Genomic DNA, 20103 nt, shown 5'->3' on the forward strand with positions numbered 1-20103 from the left:
ATAGATTATAACTAAATTTATAAAAAAGATCGTTTGGTTAGCTATAATACATGATAAAAAAAAACAAAAAAGGGATTAGCTCATATTCATTGATTATTTGGCTAATCTTTTGACATTTTTATCAATAAATAAAAAGTCAAGATAAGTAAAAAAATAGTTTAATCCATAAAAGATCGTTTTGCATTGTGTTAAGATAGCAAATAAATAAGCTTTAATTGAATAAAGTGTTTTATCAAAAATTGATAACGCATTGATTGATTAATTCTAAATACTGAATGTCTATCAAAAGCGTCAAATAAAATTGGTTTAATCGAATTTAAAAGTATTTTTTATAAAAGGTAGTCATTAATGAACCAAAAAATTCCTAATACATTTGCTCTAGATGTTTATGCCAACCGGGTCGAAACAGTCACAACTGTTGAACAACTAATGCAAGTTTGGAAAAACAATCTCGATAATCAACCTTTTATAATTATTGGACAAGGCAGTAATACATTATTTACTGAAAATTTTGCTGGTACAATCATAGTTAATCGAATTAAAGGATTAACCATAACCGAAACCGCGACTCACTGGCATTTAAAAGTGGGGGCCGGCGAATATTGGCATGATTTAGTTTCTAACACTATTAACCAGAACATCCCTGGCCTTGAAAACTTGGCTTTAATACCCGGTTGTGTTGGTTCTGCACCCATCCAAAATATTGGCGCATATGGGGTTGAATTTCAAAAAGTCGCGGATTATGTTGAATTACTTGAATTTGCAACCGGTAAAATTATTACTGTCACTGATGGTCAATATGGCTATCGTGAAAGCATCTTCAAACAAAAATATGCCAATGATTATGCCGTTGTCTATGTTGGTATCAAATTACCAAAACAGTGGAATCCAGTACTAACTTATGGTGAATTAAGAAATTTTGATGCAAATAGCGTCACCCCTAAAATGATCTTTGATAAAGTGTGTGAAATCCGTCGAAGCAAATTGCCTGATCCTAATGTACTAGGTAATGGTGGAAGCTTCTTTAAAAATCCGATAGTCGATAAAAAACTTGCGGATAAACTACTTGAAAAATATCCAACAATGCCTATATATCCACAAACAGCAGATCAAATAAAATTAGCTGCCGGTTGGTTAATTGATCAGTGTGGTCTAAAAGGATACCAAATTGGTGGTGCAGCAGTCCATCAACAACAAGCTCTGGTATTAGTCAATAAAGATAATGCGACCGCGCAAGATGTTGTCGCATTAGCGCGTTATATCATCAATGCAGTATTGCAAAAGTTTTCGGTGCACCTATCGCCTGAAATTCGATTTATGGGAGCGACAGGTGAAATTGACGTGGATAAATTTTTATAAATACGTCCTAAAAACAACAAAATTACTTACAAACTTATGAAACATTCGTATTCATTTCCTATTTTATTAACAAGTTTATTATTTGTTACCATTGCCTTATCGGCACTTAATACTCAAGTGCCACTTTGGCTTGTGCGTGAAGAATTTTCGCTAGGGCAGATAGGCTTAGTTGGCTCAAGCTACTTTACTGGTAACTTAGTAGGTACCATCATGGCAAATTGGTTTATTAGCCGATTTAATGCCAGATTTACTTACACCTACAGTTGCATAATTTTTGCGATTGCGACAATTGGTTTAAGTTTCTCTATGGATTTTTACAGCTGGGCTATCTGGCGATTTTTCATTGGGATCGCTTGTGCTGTTACTTGGGTGGTGATTGAAAGTTGTATCTTAGTTACCGGTACGGTGCGTACCCGCGGCAAAATGTTGGCGGTCTATCTCACTACCTACTATTTAGGCACCGTATTAGGGCAAGCTTTGCTGCAATATTTTCCGCAAGAGGTTCTCTATTTTGGTTTAGTGATTGCCGTATTAATGGGATTAGCCATCTTATTTATATTGTTAACCCATTACAAATTACCGAAGAAGAAAAAAAGCAGTTTCAACATTATGCCAATGATAATGTATAAACCTTCTCGCGTTGGCTTAATTGGTTGTGCCATTGCCGGTATGTTAATCGGTTCACTCTATTCGTTAATGCCTGCCTACTATTCACATCTGGGCTACAGTGATAACCAAGTCGCCAATTGGATGGTACTACTAATACTTTCTGGTGTGATTGCCCAAATGCCGGCTAACTGGTGTGCAGATAGGTTTGGTCGCCGTATTGTATTGTTAGTTGAATCAATTTTCATGATGATCGCCTGTGGCTTGCTGATATTTAACGTTTATGGTGTATTAGCCATTATTCTACTTGGTGCCACCATTTACACCATTTATCCAATCTCCATGGCGTGGGCTTGCTCATGTGTTCGCAAACAAGAAATTGTATCGATGAACCAAGCCATGCTATTAACCAATACACTCGGAAGTCTAGTTGCTCCGGCTGTGATAGCTTTTATAATGGACACATTAAGCAATACTTACTTATTTATTAGTTTTGCTATAATTTCACTCTATTTTGTTGTTTTATTATTGCTCAAAAAGTGAGGATTGAATGCGCAGTAACCAAAATCCATTGAAATTAATCAATATATTAGCTGATGGGCAGTTTCACTCAGGTGAGGAACTTGCCAACCAATTTGGCATTACCCGTGCTGGCATCAACAAATATATCAAAGTACTACGAGATTGGGGCATCACCTTATCATCCGTACAAGGTAAAGGTTACTGTTTAGCATCACCAATTGACTTACTCGATAAAGTCAAAATCGACGAAAATTATGGTGAGGATAGTCATGTAGAGGTGTTGCCGATCATCGACTCGACCAACCAATATTTATTAAATAATATTGAAAAATTACAAACAGGTGACAGTTGTGTAGCCGAGTTTCAATCTAAAGCTCGAGGCAGACGAGGGCGACAATGGTTCGCACCGTTTGGCAGTAATCTTTACTTTTCGATGTATTGGCGACTTGATCAAGGTATTGCAGCTGCTATGGGACTAAGTTTAGTGGTTGGTATTGTGATGGCTGATACATTACGGGAAATCTCTGGTCAAGATATCAAAGTTAAATGGCCTAATGATTTGTATCTTGATGATCAAAAACTTGCCGGTATATTAGTTGAACTAGCCGGTAAAACCGGTGATTGCGCGCATGTTGTTATTGGTGTGGGGGTCAACTTAATGATGACCAACCCCGATCCCAACATCGTCAACCAAAAATGGGCTAATTTAGGTAAAGTTGACCGCAATTTGCTGGTAGCAAAGGTAGCTAAAAACCTCAAAACCAAACTTCGTGACTTTGAACAACACGGTCTAACTCCATTCCTTAATGATTGGCAACGACTCGACAATTTTGTTAATCGCCCGGTTAAATTATTAATTGGTGACAATGTGATCCGAGGTGTTGCTAAAGGTATAAATGAGCAGGGTGCATTACTTTTAGAACAAAATGGCGAAACCAAGGCGTTTATCGGTGGCGAAGTTTCATTAAGGAGTGATGAATAAATAGTCAATAGTCGCTGTCACAAAATTGCCCCATTTAAGCATAAATGGGGCATGATAAAATTATTACCTATTTTTTAATTCTTAATAACCGCAAAGCATTAGCGGTAACGATTGCCGTGGTACCAGAATCAGCTAACACCGCTAACCAAAGCCCTGTCACGCCAAATAAACTAGTTATTAAAAATATCAACTTAATGCCTAAGGCAATGGTAATATTTTGCTTAATATTTCGATTAGCCAAGCGAGTTAAGCGAATCAACATTGGCAAACTTAACAAACTGTTTTTAGTCAGTGCGGCATCCGCCGTTTCGAGTGCAACATCAGTTCCACTGCCCATGGCAATTCCGACTGTGGCAGCTTTCATTGCTGGGGAATCATTAATGCCATCACCGATCATCGCAATCGGAGTATGGCGACCAATCTCTTCGATTTTGGCCAACTTATCTGCTGGTAATAGCTCCGCACGATACTCCATACCTAATTGACCTGCAATTGCTTTTGCGGCGCGTTGATTATCGCCAGTTAACATCAAGGTTTGCAAACCAAGTTGCTTAAGTTCAGTGATAGCCGGTAAAGCATCACTACGCAGTACATCTTGCAAAGCAATAATCCCCAGCAACTGTTGACTGGTGGTAACGACTACAACCGTCTTACCACTATCTTCAAGCTGAGTAATCGTATGAGCATCCTCGGCATTAAGCGCAGTTGACACTGTCTCGATCTTATTTGGTGACACAACAAAATAGGTTTGCTGATTTAATTCACCTTGTATCCCAACACCAGCAATTGCTTTACGATTATTTGCTTCAGCAAACTCGATCGGCTGTTGCTTAACATAATCGACTAATGCTTTAGCTAAAGGATGGTGTGAGCCACTTTCAACCGCCGCAACAATCGCTAGCAGCTCCTCGTTAGAACTGTGTCGATTAATGACATCCGTCACTTGTGGCTTACCTTCGGTTAATGTTCCTGTCTTATCAAATGCCAACATTTTAATCGAACCAATACGCTCAAGTGCCGCACCGCCCTTAATTAATACCCCATATTTAGCCGCGCTAGACAAGGCCGAGGTAATCACCGCTGGAGTTGATATTACTAACGCACAAGGACAACCAATTAACAACAACGTCAACCCTCGATATATCCAAGTATACCAATCAGCGCCGGTCAACAATGGTGGAATTAGGATCACTAAAAACGCAAATAATGTAATCGCCGGCGTATAATAACGGCTAAACTTATCGATAAACCGCTCTATTGGCGCTTTACGATCCTCGGCATCTTCAATCAGCTGTAAAATACGATCGACAGCATTTTGCCCCGATTCTGAAATCACCTTAAGTTGAATGGTATTATCGACCACTAACGACCCGGCTAAAATTTTATCGCCACTTAAATAATTAACCGGAATGGACTCACCGGTTAGCGCACTTTCATCAATGCTGGCTTGTTCGCTAACCAAAATAACATCAGCTGGTAATCGACCACCGGATGAAATTTCGATAATATCATCTGGTTTTAAGGTATGACTAGCAACTGTTTTCCTTTTACCATCAATAATAATCACCGTCTCATCAGGCATTAACTCGGCCAGTGAAGAGATGCCTTTTTTTGCCTTACTGGTTGCAAAGCCTTCCAGCATCTCGCCTATCATAAACAGAAAGATCACCATGGTGGCTTCTTCGGCTGCACCAATAAACAGTGCACCCATTGCCGAAATACTCATTAGTGTTTCAATCGCAAACGGCGTACCACTACGGGTTAAAACAATGGCCTCTTTCAAAATTGGGATAATCCCAACTACAGCTGTCACAATAAATGCATATTCACCTGCGGTTTTATTCACCAACAAAATGAGATAACTAACCACAATCAATGCACCTAAAACCGCTAATGGAATAAATGCCTTTTTATCAAAACTATGTGAATGTTCATGGTGATGAGCAGGGCTCGACTCAAAAATCGGTGTATAGCCTAGTTCTGTAACCTTATCTTCAATCATCTTGATTACTGCATCATCATGCTTAGGAACAAAAACGATTAATTTTTCGGTTGAGAATATGATTTTGGTTTGATTAATATTAGGCAGTGTTTTAACACCGTTTTCGATTTTGCTTGCGCAATGGGCGCAATCCATACCTTGAATTTTCCAAGTTAACTTAACGCCTTGGCTACTCCGCTCTGGGTCTTCGGGGGGATCTTCAATCTCACATTTTTGTGATGAGCTATTATCATGCCCATCACAGCATGCGGTGTGACTAGCTTCATGAGAATGGTGAGAATCATGTGCATGATTATGAGCAATATTATGACAATCGCCATGACAATGATCGTGATTATCATGGTGAGATTGGGTGGATTTGTTATTATATAACATAACGTTACCTCTTTTTGTGGATGATTTTGATTGTACACTCAAAAAAACAAAAAGAAATCTTTTTTAACTAAATAAGTAAAAAATAGTAATGAAAAGAAAATAGTGATCTTAGAATTTATTTACATATCTTAACAATTTTTTTTAAAACTTAAATTGTAAAAAAAAAATAAATTATTTATACTAATTATCGCAAAAAAATGTATTTTTTTGTTAATCAACAAGGATGTTTCCTAACCTAAGATTGGAATAATCATAAATTTTTGGCATTATCGAGATTTTTTCTGTTTTAGTTTAATATCAATTCATTTAGTGTTTATCTATCATATTGATTCAAATCAATTCACCAAGTTTATATATTATTTTAGTTTTACTAAACCATGTCACTTATCTATTTGCTTCTTCATTAATAACTAAGATATCAAAACTTTTTTGGCCCAAATTTTTGCATAAGAATGATGTTTAAAAATTTTGAGGAAAGGGGTTTTTGGATAATTAAAAATATTAAATTTTTGTCTTTTTTCGAATTAAAATTAAGAAATCTTCTTAAAAACTCATTTGTTATACTCAATTACTACTAATATTTAATTATCAAATAAAGAGTTCTTTCTATATTAGAAAAGAGATCTAAAACTACGTCACGAGGATTACAAGTTATTGGCAATCTTAACATAAATGTTTATTTAACTTGACGAAGCTTAATAGTACAAAATTCTAATACTATTGATAATTTACTTAAGCAATTTGATTTAGTTAATAAATTTTATCTTCCTTACGAACAATTTGCTTTTTTATTAATTCGGTAATCACCTAAGCAAGGTTTACCTAAAGATAACTAATTTATTACTGTATTAAGTTATTTCTTTAATAATATAGTATAAAAATCAAAGAAAGTTGGTTAAGTAATGAATTGGGAAAATCGATTAAAAGAATAACGTTGAAATAAGATTTTTGTTTCAAACTAGAATGATTAATTTAATGGTGAAAAAATGATTAGCACAAATTTATTTTATTATTAAAATTAACTATTGCTTGAATAATTAGCTAATGATCTAACTAAAGCCTATATTCGCACTACTTTTAGGAATATAATTGTTACACATTATCATATTGTTAAGTTCCTATTATGACTTCATCATCTCTTCGAAAATCGAGCGTAATTTTTGGCGCTTTTTTAGTAACTACATTTATTATTGGTGTCGCTGGTGCATTGCAATCACCTACCTTAAGTCGTTTCTTATCATTTGAAGTGGGTGCTGATCCTCGTTTAGTAGGTTTATTTTTCTCAATTAATGCATTAGCCAGTATTATTGGTAGTTATTTGCTAGCTAAATATTCAGACAACAAAGGTGACAGACGTAAGATTGTTATTTTTTGTTGCTTGATGGGGTTAGCAAATAGTCTGATTTTTGCTTATTCGCGTAACTATTATGTATTAATTACATTAGGCGTATTTTTTGCAGCGTTAGCTTCGGCTGCCATGCCACAAGTTTTTGCTATGGCGCGCGAATATGCTGAAAAAAGTGGCAGAAATGCCGTTGCCTTTAATTCATTGATTAGAGCACAATTATCATTGGCATGGGTTATTGGTCCGCCATTATCATTTGGTTTAGCTATCCATTATGGTTTTACCTCAATGTATTTATGTGCGATGTCGATGTTTATCATATCCATGTTTGTAGTAGCAGTTTTTTTACCACCAGTAGAAAAGAAGTCAATCAGCTCACTTAGTCCTAGTCAGTTAGCTACCGCTAATCAATCAATTTTTACTAATCGTAATGTTATGTGTTTGCTACTTTCTACTATTTTTATGTGGACTGCTAATATGATGTATATTATCGATATGCCAATTTATGTTGAAAAGGTATTGCATCTTTCTGATTCATTACCTGGTACGTTAATGGGGTTGGCAGCAGGGATTGAGATTCCAGTAATGATAATTGCTGGTTATATGGTACCAGCATTAGGTAAGCGTAATCTGTTTTTTATCGCTATCATTTGCGGAATTTTATTTTATGTTGGTATGATTTTATTTACTGACCCAATCATGTTATATGTATTGCAGCTTTTTAACGCACTATTTATTGGCATTGTTGCCAATATTGGTATTATCTATTTCCAAGATTTGTTACCAACTCGAATGGGGGTTGCTTCAACTTTATTTAATAATGGCATTATTTGTAGTGTTATTTTGGCAGGGATTATTCAAGGTTTTGCATCACAAGCATATGGTCATGAAATAATTTATTGGATTGGTTTAGTGATGGTTACTATTTCTTTTGTCTTTTGTGCATTGGTTAAGAAATAATTTCAAAAGCTTTATATTTTATGTCTCCCTGATTTTTTAGCTAATCAAGGAAGACGCATTAATTCCATCAAACAAAAAGTTAAACGTTAAATGTAGCTTTTATTTGTTGATAAAAGTCGTAATCAGTACGTTCATAATGTAATGGTGTAATCGCGATATAGCCATTATTGGCTGCATCGAGCTCTTTATCATCATCAAGCACATTTTGATTGCGTTGTGCTCTAAACCAAAAATATTCATGGCCTTCAGGATCTTGTGTTTCAGCAACCACAAATTTGCTAACATCAGCAGTCCCTTGTTTGGTGATTTTAATTCCTTTTATATGCTCAGCTCGGCAATTAGGAAAATTAATATTAAAACAAGTATTCTTTGGTGTCGTTAGGGATAGCAATTGTCTTATCACTGACTCAGCAAGATGAGTTGAACAATGCCAATCTGTTGGTATATTGTCCTCACTACTCACTTGACTCAATGCTATTGCTGGTACACCGAGTGTCATAGCCATCATTGCTGCGCCAACCGTTCCTGATAATACAGTTTCAAAGCCTAAATTTGAACCATTGTTAATCCCAGATAGAACCAAATCAGGCAATTGTTTCGCCATTAATGATTTGATGGCAAATAATGAACAGTCAGCTGGTGTACCATAAACTGCATATTCTGTTTGGTTACGCTTTTGTACGCGAAATGGTGATTTCAAACTAACTGAACAAGAAACACCACTTTGATCGACAACTGGTGCGACTATCCAAACTTCGTTGGCGATCTTTTCAGCAATACTTTTTAAAATTCGGATCCCAGGCGCATCAATTCCATCATCATTAACTAATAAAACTCGGTTGACTAATTTTTTCGACATACTTATTTCCTTTTTAATTTCCTTATTGAATAAATGTATTGCACTGATCAATTGCTCCACTATCAAAACCACGTTTAAACCAACTATAACGTTGTTTTGATGAACCATGAGTAAAACTATCAGGAATTATATAACCATTATTTTGCTGTTGTAAGCGATCATCACCAATTGCTTGTACGGTATTTAGGGCTTGTTCGATATCACCCATTTCTAAAATATTCTGTTTTTGCATGGCATTTCCCCATAATCCAGCATAACAATCAGCTTGTAATTCAAGTTTGACTGATAACTGGTTACTGGTCTCGTTAGATTGATTTAGCTTTAGTTGTTCAACCTTAGCCAAAATTCCAAGTAAGTTTTGTACATGATGTCCTACTTCGTGGGCAATCACATAGCCTTGAGCAAAATCACCACCGCCACCTAGGCGTTGTTTCATCTCTTGGTAAAATGATAGATCAAGGTAAACTGTTTGATCGAGATTACAATAAAATGGCCCCATCATTGCTTGACCTGTGCCACATGCAGTTCGAGTTGCACCACTATAAAGTACTAATTTAGGCGCAATATAGGTTTTACCTAATTGTTGAAACTCTTGACTCCAATAATCTTCAGTACTGGCCAAGATAGTTGAGGTAAATTTAGTTGCATTATTATTTATAGAACTATTATCAACAGGCGATGTTGATGATATGGATGTGGTATCGTCTAAATCAATCAGATTGCTATTCAGTAAGCCAGTTAAATCAACGCCGTAATAACCAGCAACTAACACGACAATAAATAAAACAATTTTACCTTTACCAACAATTGGAATCCTTGTTCCAATATCACTTCCTGATTGTGAGCGGCGATCTTCAATGTTATCACTCTCTCTTTGGTTTCTCCAACGCATAGGGAATACCTCATCAGTTTAAGTAATATCATTTTAAAGGATTATAGATAAGGTTACTAGCTATAGACCTCATTACATGATCAAAAAAAGGAGATGATAAAATGATGTGATAAAAGCGTTTTTTTTGCTGATTTTAGGTATATAATTTTGGTTATACTCTTTGGTGTATTATTCGTATAAACAAAACTAAATTTGCAATTATATGTGATTAAAGTTTTAACTTAATTCTTTATCTAGTCATTTAGATAACTCTAATTATTTGTTAGTGTTACTTTTTATACAGTTTTATAACTTTATGATTTTATCTTTTTACTATATCAATCATTGTGATATGACCTTCTATTAATAATAATTGTACACTTTCAACAGAAAAGTACATCAAGTCTGGTAATGATAATTACTTCTGTTTGGCATAGTAGCTGATTAAAGTTAATTATTTGGATTTAAATCTTAATATTGATTAATTTAAAAGGCGGTATTTAATGGCAAAAGTGAATAAAATTAAGAAAAAACCGTTAGATATTACTGATATTCCCATTATTGATGATAATCAATTAAAAAAAGCGACTTGGGCATCTGCTTTTAGTAATGCTATTGAATGGTATGATTTTGGAGTATACAGCTTTTTGGCTTATATTATCGGACAGATATTTTTTCCTCATATATCTCCTAGTGTGCAAATTATTGCTGCGCTATCAACTTTTTCGATTCCCTTTTTCATTCGTCCATTAGGTGGCATTATGTTTGGCTTAATTGGGGACAATATTGGCCGTCAAAAAGTGTTATCGATTAGTTTAGTAATTATGTCATTAAGCACGTTTTGTATTGGCCTTATCCCCACTTATGAAACGATTGGTGTTACCTCGCCAGTTCTGTTATTAATTGTTAAATTAGCTCAAGGTTTTTCAATCGGAGGCGAATATTCTGGTTCAGCAACGGTAGTTGCTGAATATTCACCTGATCGTAAACGCGGTTTTATTGGTGGCTGGCTTGATTTTGGTTCAATGGTTGGATTTATTTTAGGGGCAGGGCTAGTGGTATTTTTGTCTATGCTACTTAGTCAGTCGGCATTGTACAATTGGGGCTGGCGTATCCCATTTTTAATCGCTTTACCTTTAGGTATTATTAGCTTTATATTGCACCATATTTCAGAAGAAACCCCAACTTTTCAACAACACCTCGATGCCAGACAATCAGAGAACATAGCTGAAACTTCATCAACTACTGCACTAAAGCAAATTATTAGCCAATATTGGCGACATATTTTAATTTGTGCCGGATTGATAATTGTGACTAATGTATCTTTTTACCTATTATTAACTTATATGCCAAGCTATTTAGCACATAACCTCAATTATGATACTGAGCACGGCTTACTAATTATTATTGCTATTATGGTTGGGATGTTAATTATTCAACCCATAGTTGGCTTATTAAGTGACAAAATAGGTCGAAAGCCCTTTATATTGATTGGTAGTATAGGCTTACTGCTTTTGTCTTATCCAGCATTTGTGTTAATTAATAGCCAGCATATTCCTCTCGTCTTTTTAGGGGTGTTTATTTTAGCGTTATTCATAAACTGTTTCACTGGAATTATTACTTCAATATTGCCGGCAATGTTTCCAACTAATATTCGTTATAGTGCCATTGCCAGTATTTTTAATATTGTGATTATCGTTGCTGGGTTAACACCAACACTAGTGGCATGGTTAGTTGAAGCAACCGGCAATTTATTTATGCCAGCTTATTACTTAATGATGATAGGTTTTATTGGTGTTATTACTGGTCTTGCAATGCACGAAACAGCTAAAAAACCATTGCACAATACGACTCCAACTGCGGCTAATCGCCATGAGGCCAAAGCACTCTTATCTGAACATTTTGATTCTATCGAGGGTGAAGTTGAAGATATTGATCAACAAATCGAAGAACTACAAAATAAAAGGCAAGAATTGGTTGATCAGCATCCTAAATTGGATTAAAGAATGCTATTTCAAATAGATAATAAAATTATTAATATAGTCGCGGGTAACTAAAAAATAGTTTGCTCAAATCGTTTTATTAAATTTTAGATAGTGTTGTTATTGGTGGCAAACTATTTTTAACAGATTAAAACAGCAGATCTTTATCCCAAATATAATGGTCTATAGGCAACCATTGCTCTTTTTGTAAATGATACCAAACTGTTAAATTTTATTTAGCATTAATTTGCCAAGTTATTTCGGTTATTTTAATTTTCCCCTGCTTAATTTCGTCTGGTTTGAAAATATTAAGCAGGCCTATCCTAAATTCTGTTATTAGACCTTCATTAGTTCCTAAAATATATGTTTCTTTTTTATAGGAAGGAAATTTCTTTAGCGCATCATCCATGGATAAATTTTTTATCAGGTCATAAGAAGTGTATTGAAACTGAGTATTTGTTTTTGTCACTATTGATGCTTCCTTAATAGGATTTACCTCAATAGCTTTTTGTTCGGCCATTGCAGAGTTACTACCATAAAATAGAAAAAAAATAATTAATAACTAATATTTATTCATCATATTGATTAATATACAATTTATATTGTATTTCCAATGCTTCTAATATTTGGTCTAAATTTTAAGATATTAAATAGTTTTGTGATATTTTTTTAATTACATATCTTAACAAATTGCAATACCCATAATATTGCTAATAAATAATAATTTCTTTATAATTTTTTAACTGAGGTTATATTTTTTCTATAAAACAAAGGGATATCTCGACAAAGGAATGAAAACATGTTAAAATACAATTGTCTACGGGCCAGCCAGCCAGCCAGCCAGCCAGCCAGCCAGCCAGCCAGCCAGCCAGCCAGCCAGCCAGCCAGCCAGCCAGCCAGCCAGCCAGCCAAAAGTTAGGGCTATTAAGTGGCTTAAGTAGTAAAAAAAAGTTAAATTATGTAACTCAGAATAGTCAGTTATTATCTTCATCTAAAGAGTTATTTGTCTATAACTCTCATTCAATGCGATTTGATTCAGAAATATCATTATTTTTCCTAAAATTGTTCTTTTTATATATGGTTAGTATAATTGGATTATTGGTAAATTTGCTTAATCCAGCATATGCTTTAAATGTAAATACAGTAAATGAAATTCATGGAAGTGCACCTTATTTAACTTATGATGATGGCATCACTAAAACCAATAGTACTGAAAGTTTATTGAGTATTAAGTTGTCAGATGGAAGGGTTATCAATACATTAAATGATGAGTCAGGTCCAACAAAACCAATAGAATTACCTAATGAAGATGACACGTTTGCTAGTATTCAAACTATTGTTCCATTACCGGACTTGGGTAATAATAATTATCCGAACGTGAATATAACTGATTTATTAAAATCGCCCTATAAATACTATGGTGATGATGATGGCGATGGTTATGATGAGACAACGGGAGAAGTGTTGGCCACGGCGAGTGGCTATATTAGTTTGAAATGGGAAATACGCAATCCTGCCGTATCGGATATTAATGCAGACAATGCTTTTACAGACATTACCTCTACTGTTAAAAATAATCTTAATGCCACACTTAATATATGCGATGGACCTTATAAGTTAACGATTAGTTCAACTAGTGGCGAATTGAATTCTCTATATGGAAATCCAAAAACCAGTGAATTTATCGGAAGTAGTCATACTTATTATTTGAACTCAAAATCACTACCTATAGTTTGCTATACTCAACCTAATTTAGTTTTTAATGATGGTATTCTAGGCAACAATGATTATGATGGTTTAAATTGGGATTCAGCATTTAATAGAGGAACGACGAGTAAAGGTTATAGGGTGGTGAATGCTACAAATAGTGGTAGTTATGAAGGGGAATCATCCATATTGAAAAATAATTTTCCAAGTACAGGTTCAAACGGATTATACTTTTATTTATTATTAAAAAATATTACTCCTTCAGAGGTTATTACAATAAATGGAGACACGGTATATTCCGTAGAAGGTGGTAATGTTAAATTGAAATTAAGTTCAGAAGATACTCATCCTTGGTTTTATTCTTTTAATGGTGAATCATATGGTTCAACCTATGGTACAAAAGAACTAGGCTTAAAAGTTAAGTTAGACGGTCCACGCTATAACTCAAAAGATAAAAGTTTTAAGCCTATGACATTTAGATTGTATGCAGATAGTGGTAAAAGTCACTTATTATATGAGTTTAGACTAATGCGTTGGTATATAGCTCAACCAAATGTTAATTATGGTGATGATAGGCTTAACCTCGAAGACGCAAAGGCCGAGCAAGAAAAAGCAAGGAAATATTGTAAAAGTATGGGTTATCGTATTCCTGATGCTAATGATTTTACTAATAGTAATAACGATTATTTTGGTTGGCGAGGGGGAATTACTAATAGATATCAAGGAAATTATCGTCGCCAATTAAGCTATATAGAAGGCGGTAGATGGATCGGAGGAATATTTAATGAATGGGGATGTATAGTAAATATAGCGAATTCAGCAGGTCATGGTCGAGCTGTTTGTATAGGTTATCCAGATAGTGATTGGGATTCATATAATTATTGGAGTGGAAATTTGTCCGTTAAGGCATCAAAAAAGCGATATAATAATTTACCACTAGGAGTATCCCCTTTTGAAGGAAAAGTATCAACTTATAATGCGATAGAGACGCAAAGAAGAATTGAGCGAGCTGCATGTGTGAGCCCTTAAAAGAAATATAAATATTTTATTAAGTAAACTTTACTTTTATTAAGCAGTATTTTGGGGATAAATTTAAAAAGGTTTTCGTTATATGAGGGGCCAACGCGAAGCGTCCGCACCTCATAATCGAAATATCCGGCGCAGTAGCGCTAGCGCTACCCCGCCGAAAGAATGAGTAAAAATTAGTCATGTTAATAGAAAATAAATTAGCAATAAGTTGTCGAGAGAATTATTTAAGCTTGTTTGATGAAGGTTTTTTTTTAAGAATGTATAATCAATCAGCTTATATTTTTAATGAGGAGTTTAATCAAAATCTTAAATTGAATTGTAATATGATTAAAAAATTGAATAATCAACCTATTATATATTGTGCTTTTCCTAAAAGTCAGATTAGCTATCGTATTAAAAATGCGGTTAAAACAGAATGGGGTTATCAGGTTGAAGGTCATTTTAATCTGTCATCTTATCTATTTTGGTTTAATAACATAGTTCAATCAGAGGGATTAGTAGTAAATCAAAATGTGAATATTAAACAACAGAAACAAGTGACATATTCAAATACTACTTGTAATTATAGCAATAATATTGAATTAAATTCAGAGCAACAGTTAGATTTAACTTCTATAGAAATAACAGATCTATTAACTAATCTTTCTCTAACCCCAAAACAAGTGAATTTTTTAAAAAATTGGCAACCAGGCCTGTATCAATCCACAATTAACGATCGCTTTATTGAAAGTTTAAAAAGAAAATTAATAAAAAGTTAATTGTGTTAGTAATTTTAAGATCTGTTTTCGTCATTGATATAACATTTTATTCCTTTTAGCTTTTTGTGTTAGTTTTTTTATTCAATACTATAAACCTTAAAGAACGCTTTTCAATGAATTGCATTGATTATAATATAATCAAAAAGAGTTGAATATTTGTCTAATTCCAATCTAAATAAGGGAACCAAAATGACTGTAAATCATGTTACATCAAGACTTGTTGAAAAGTTAAAAAGTATTGTTGGTGATAAATATACCTTAACTGAGCCTAGTCGTACTTTACTTTATCGCCAAGGTGCGCGTTTTGGAGTAGGGGATGCATTAGCGGTGGTTATACCTGGCTCACTATTAGAACAATGGCAAGTTTTAAAAGCTTGTATTGAAGCTGATGTTATTGTAATAACCCAATCCGCTAATACTGGTTTAACGGGTGGTTCCACGCCAGATGGTAATGATTATGATAGACCGATAGTTATTGTAAGTACTCGTCGATTAGATGGAATTCAAGTCATTGAAAATGGCGATCAGGTCGTTTGTTTGCCCGGTAGTACATTATTTCATTTAGAAAAAGAACTAAAAAAATATCATCGAGGACCACATTCTGTAATTGGTTCGTCATGTATTGGTGCTTCAGTGTTAGGTGGGATTTGTAATAATTCGGGTGGTGCGTTAATTCAAAGGGGGCCGGCTTATACTCAAATGGCAGTATTTGCTCAGTTGGATGAGCAAGGGCAGTTACATTTGATTAATCATTTAGGTATTGAGTTAGGCGATACGCCCGAGGAAATATTACAAAATCTACAAAATCGTGTTTATACCGATAAAGATGTTAACCCGAATGCTGGGTTAGGGCATGATCACCATTATTGCGATCATGTACGACAGATAGATGCTGATACACCGGCTCGATATAATGCCGATCCAGCTCGTCACTATGAGGCATCTGGTAGTGCTGGGCGTTTAATGGTATTTGCGGTAAGGTTAGATACGTTTCCATTAGAAGAAAACACTGCGGTGTTTTATATTGGCACGAATAATACCAATGAACTGGATGATATTCGTCGTCATATTTTAGGTAATTTTAAGAATCTACCAATTTCTGGTGAGTATATTCATCGTGATGCGTTTGATATTGCGGCGGTATATGGTAAGCATCTTTTCCTAGCAATTAAGAAGTTAGGGACAGATATGATTCCTCGTTTGTATGCGTTTAAGAATTTGGTTGATCGTATTGTGAAAAAAACACCTTTTTTTTCTGGCAGTTTTTCCGATTGGTTTGCGGTAAATGTGTGTAAGTTGTTACCCAACCATTTACCTAAATCAATGCGTGATTATCGTGATCGTTATGAACACCATTTAATTTTGAAAATGTCTGACGATGGTATCGCCGAAGCTGAGGCATTTTTAAAGGATTATTTTGCCAATAGTCCAACAAATAAGCGTAATGGAAGCTATTTTCGTTGTAATGATAAGGAAGCCGAAGCTGCAATGTTGCACCGTTTTGCCGTTGCTGGTGCTGCGACAGTTTATCGTAATGTGCATACTAAAACAGTTGAGGATTTAGTCGCGTTAGATATCGCTTTGCGACGCAATGATAAAGATTGGTTTGAAACCTTGCCAGAAAGTATTAGTCAGCATTTTATTCATAAATTATATTATGGTCATTTTTTCTGTTCGGTTTTCCATCAAGACTATTTAGCTAAAAAAGGTACTGACTGTTCAAAAGTGGAAGAAGAGATGTTGGTGATACTTGATCAGCGTGGAGCGCAATATCCAGCTGAACATAATGTTGGCCATTTGTATCATGCTAATTCAGATTTAAAAAACTTTTACCATGAGTTAGATCCAACTAATAGTTTCAATCCGGGTATTGGTAAAACCTCCAAAAAGAAATTTTGGAAATAATTCAAAGCAAAATTTTAAAATTAACACCGCCATTATTGATTTAATGGCGGTTTTTTTATTAATTTACTATTATTGTTGATTAGTTAAAGTAATTTTTTTAATTGGTAAATGGTTTCTAACGCTTGTTTTGGCGTTAGTGCATCAGGATCGATCTGTTGTAGGGCTAGTTCGACTTCTGATGGTTCTGCATCGCCAATAAAGGTAAGTTGTGAGCTTTCAATATGGCTATTAGCTGATTGTTTAGAGATGACTTCTAGCTCTTTTAGTTTTTGTTTGGCGCGTTTTAAGATGGTTTTCGGTACACCTGCAAGTCCTGCTACCGCTATACCAAAACTCTTACTAGCTGCACCTTCTGAGACTTCATGGATAAAAGCGACGGTATTGTCGTGTTCTATGGCATCAAAATGGATGTTATAAACACCTAGCATTTGTTCTGGCAATTGAGTTAGTTCAAAATAGTGGGTAGCAAATAGAGTCATCGCTTTGATTTGGTTAGCCAAATTTTCAGCACATGCCCATGCTAGCGATAGACCATCATAAGTTGACGTTCCACGCCCAATTTCGTCCATTAAAACTAAACTATTTGGTGTCGCATTATGCATAATATTAGCGGTTTCAGTCATTTCCACCATAAAGGTTGAACGACCAGAAGCTAAGTCATCTGATGCCCCTATTCGAGTAAATATACGATCAACAGGGCCAATTGTCGCTTTAGACGCTGGAACAAAGCTACCAATGTAAGCGAGTAAGACGATCAATGCTGCTTGACGCATATAAGTACTTTTTCCGCCCATATTTGGGCCAGTAATAATCAGCATTCGTCTATCTGATGAGAGAGATAGTGAATTGGCGATAAATGGTTTTTGTAATACTTGTTCTATCACAATGTGTCGCCCATCTTTGATTTCAATGCCTGTTTGATTGGTTAATGTTGGGCAATGATAGTTGAGCGTGAAAGCTCGTTCAGCTAGATTAGTTAGAACATCAAGTTCGGCAATCGCATCTGCACTGGTTTGCATATTGGCTAATTCTGGTATCAGTTGATCGAACAGTTGTTCATAAAGCTGTTTTTCAAGTGCCAATGCACGGCCTTTTGAGGTTAAGACCTTATCTTCATACTCTTTTAACTCAGGAATAATATAGCGTTCGACATTTTTTAGTGTTTGTCTTCGGGTATAATGGATTGGTGCTAAATGACTTTGGCCACGGCTAATTTGGATATAATAACCATGAACCGCATTAAAACCAACTTTCAATGTATCAATGCCTAAAGTTTCACGCTCGCGAATTTCGAGCTGTTCTAAATAGTTGGTTGCACCATCTGCTAAATTACGCAGTTCGTCCAGCTCTTGATTATAACCGTTAGCAATGACACCTCCATCACGAATAATTACCGGAGGTGCTTCAATAATTGCTCGATTTAACAGATCGGCAATTTGATCAAATTGATTAATTTTGGCGCGTAATGCAATAAGTGATGGTGCGTTAAATTGCGCTAACTGTTGTTGGAGTTGTGGTAATAGGTTATAGGCATCACGTAACCGAGCAAAATCGCGTGGCCGAGCACTTCGTAGTGCTAATCTTGCCAAAATTCTTTCAAGATCACCAATTTGCTTTAATAGCGGTTGAAGGTCGGTGACATCATTTTGTAACTCTTTAATGGCTTGTTGTCGATTTTCTAAAATGGCCAAATTACGAATTGGCGAGTGTAACCAACGTTTAAGCATTCGACTACCCATAGCGGTTTGGGTTTTATCTAAAATGTCGGCCACAGTATGTTCAGTACCACCAGATAGGTTTTCGGTGATCTCTAAGTTTCTACGAGTGGCGGCATCTAACACCACAAAATCAACTGAAGATTCTTTAACTATTGAGCGAATATGTGGCATGGCTGTGCGTTGGGTATCTTTGACATATTGCAATAAACAGCCAGCTGCACATAAGGCATAATGGCAATCTTCCACCCCATAACCGACTAAATCATTGGTACCAAATTGTAAATTAAGTTGCTGTTTGGCGGTTTCCAGATCAAAGTCCCAAATTGGGCGTCGTCTTAATCCGTGACGATTTTCGATTAAATACATTGATGGAAAGTCTTCAGGGTAGAGTAACTCAACTGGGCTGGTTCGCTGTAATTCAGCTTGCATTGCTTCCGGATTATCACATTCAAATACAAAAAAGCGACCTGAACTCATGTCTAAAGTGGCATAGCCAAAGTGCTGTTTTTGTTGCCATATGCAGGCAAGTAAGTTGTCTTTACGATCTTCTAATAATAATTCATCGCTTACAGTGCCGGGAGTAACAATACGAACAATTTTACGTTCAACCGGCCCTTTACTTGTAGCGGGATCGCCGATTTGTTCACAAATTGCGACTGATTCACCAAGTGAAATGAGTTTAGCTAAGTAACTTTCAACCGCATGATAAGGTACTCCTGCCATCGGGATAGGTTGACCATTAGACGAGCCTCGTTTGGTTAGCGAAATATCTAAGAGTTGTGAAGCACGTTTGGCATCTTCATAAAACATCTCATAAAAATCACCCATACGATAAAACAATAAAATATCTGGGTTTTCAGCTTTCAACTTTAGATACTGGCGCATCATTGGTGTGTGGTCGGTAAAATCTTGGTTATCTGTCATAGTGTGTTAGTTCTTTAATCTTTTAAATTCAATGTATCAAATCTATCGCAGATTCTCATAGTCGGACTGCCAACAAATAGCTTATGATAGTAAAAATTTGTAACTAAAATAAGCTAGCATATATTATTGCTAGGATAATATATATTAGGTTTATGGTCGATAAAATCTTCGCTATATAATTGTTACTTAATTTAATGAT

General features: G+C 35.3%; 13 protein-coding genes. 8 read left to right on the forward strand and 5 right to left on the reverse strand.

Features of this window, described 5'->3' with window-relative positions; genetic code table 11:
• Positions 1-348 precede the first annotated feature (348 nt).
• The 3 genes from murB to birA are packed head-to-tail and all read left to right on the forward strand — an operon-like array spanning position 349 to position 3469.
• Positions 349-1359: a UDP-N-acetylmuramate dehydrogenase gene (murB, locus tag H3T56_RS09505; protein ID WP_065578324.1), complete on the forward strand. Its 1011-nt coding sequence runs from the start codon at positions 349-351 to the stop codon at positions 1357-1359.
• A gap of 36 nt (positions 1360-1395) precedes the next feature.
• Entirely contained in the window at positions 1396-2508 is a 1113-nt protein-coding gene (locus tag H3T56_RS09510) for an MFS transporter (protein ID WP_065578325.1), read from the forward strand.
• Between the two features lie 7 nt (positions 2509-2515).
• Positions 2516-3469 carry a bifunctional biotin--[acetyl-CoA-carboxylase] ligase/biotin operon repressor BirA gene (gene birA, locus H3T56_RS09515; RefSeq protein ID WP_198192814.1) on the forward strand — a complete coding sequence of 318 codons (954 nt, stop codon included), beginning with the start codon at positions 2516-2518 and terminating at the stop codon, positions 3467-3469.
• A gap of 67 nt (positions 3470-3536) precedes the next feature.
• Here the strand turns inward: birA and H3T56_RS09520 are convergent, their stop codons facing one another.
• A complete protein-coding gene (locus H3T56_RS09520; protein ID WP_065578327.1) occupies positions 3537-5846 on the reverse strand; it encodes a zinc/cadmium/mercury/lead-transporting ATPase in 2310 nt (769 codons plus the stop codon).
• Between the two features lie 1123 nt (positions 5847-6969).
• On the opposite strand from H3T56_RS09520, the gene H3T56_RS09525 reads away from it, so the two are divergent.
• Positions 6970-8151 (forward strand): sugar efflux transporter, encoded by a 1182-nt coding sequence (locus tag H3T56_RS09525; RefSeq protein WP_198192815.1) that lies wholly within the window; start codon positions 6970-6972, stop codon positions 8149-8151.
• A 79-nt stretch (positions 8152-8230) separates the two neighbouring features.
• On the opposite strand, the gene surE is transcribed toward H3T56_RS09525, so the two are convergent.
• Positions 8231-9010, reverse strand: a complete 780-nt coding sequence (gene surE, locus H3T56_RS09530) for a 5'/3'-nucleotidase SurE (protein WP_065578329.1) — start codon at positions 9008-9010, stop codon at positions 8231-8233.
• A 22-nt stretch (positions 9011-9032) separates the two neighbouring features.
• On the reverse strand, positions 9033-9902 hold the full coding sequence (locus tag H3T56_RS09535; protein WP_065578330.1) for a neutral zinc metallopeptidase: 870 nt from the start codon (positions 9900-9902) through the stop codon (positions 9033-9035).
• Between the two features lie 482 nt (positions 9903-10384).
• Here H3T56_RS09535 and proP point away from each other — a divergent pair, with 482 nt between their 5' ends.
• Positions 10385-11884: a glycine betaine/L-proline transporter ProP gene (proP, locus tag H3T56_RS09540; RefSeq protein WP_086361271.1), complete on the forward strand. Its 1500-nt coding sequence runs from the start codon at positions 10385-10387 to the stop codon at positions 11882-11884.
• Positions 11885-12095: 211 nt separating this feature from the next.
• Here proP and H3T56_RS09545 read toward each other — a convergent pair whose 3' ends face one another.
• Positions 12096-12383, reverse strand: coding sequence for a hypothetical protein (locus H3T56_RS09545; protein ID WP_198192817.1), 288 nt, complete (start codon positions 12381-12383; stop codon positions 12096-12098).
• Between the two features lie 293 nt (positions 12384-12676).
• Here H3T56_RS09545 and H3T56_RS09550 point away from each other — a divergent pair, with 293 nt between their 5' ends.
• The 3 genes from H3T56_RS09550 (at position 12677) to dld (ending at position 17262) form a co-directional block, all read left to right on the forward strand.
• Complete coding sequence (locus tag H3T56_RS09550; protein ID WP_198192818.1) at positions 12677-14599, forward strand: PT domain-containing protein; 1923 nt, start codon at positions 12677-12679, stop codon at positions 14597-14599.
• 179 nt (positions 14600-14778) lie between these two features.
• Positions 14779-15357 (forward strand): hypothetical protein, encoded by a 579-nt coding sequence (locus H3T56_RS09555; RefSeq protein WP_065578334.1) that lies wholly within the window; start codon positions 14779-14781, stop codon positions 15355-15357.
• A 189-nt stretch (positions 15358-15546) separates the two neighbouring features.
• Complete coding sequence (gene dld / locus H3T56_RS09560; protein ID WP_065578335.1) at positions 15547-17262, forward strand: D-lactate dehydrogenase; 1716 nt, start codon at positions 15547-15549, stop codon at positions 17260-17262.
• An 83-nt stretch (positions 17263-17345) separates the two neighbouring features.
• On the opposite strand, the gene mutS is transcribed toward dld, so the two are convergent.
• The gene (mutS, locus tag H3T56_RS09565; RefSeq protein WP_198192819.1) at positions 17346-19904 is read right to left on the reverse strand and encodes a DNA mismatch repair protein MutS; all 2559 of its coding nucleotides are present in this window, start codon (positions 19902-19904) and stop codon (positions 17346-17348) included.
• Positions 19905-20103 lie beyond the last annotated feature (199 nt).

Origin of the sequence: Gilliamella sp. W8123, from assembly GCF_016101085.1 — a bacterium.
GTDB classification, from domain to species: Bacteria; Pseudomonadota; Gammaproteobacteria; order Enterobacterales; family Orbaceae; genus Gilliamella; species Gilliamella apis.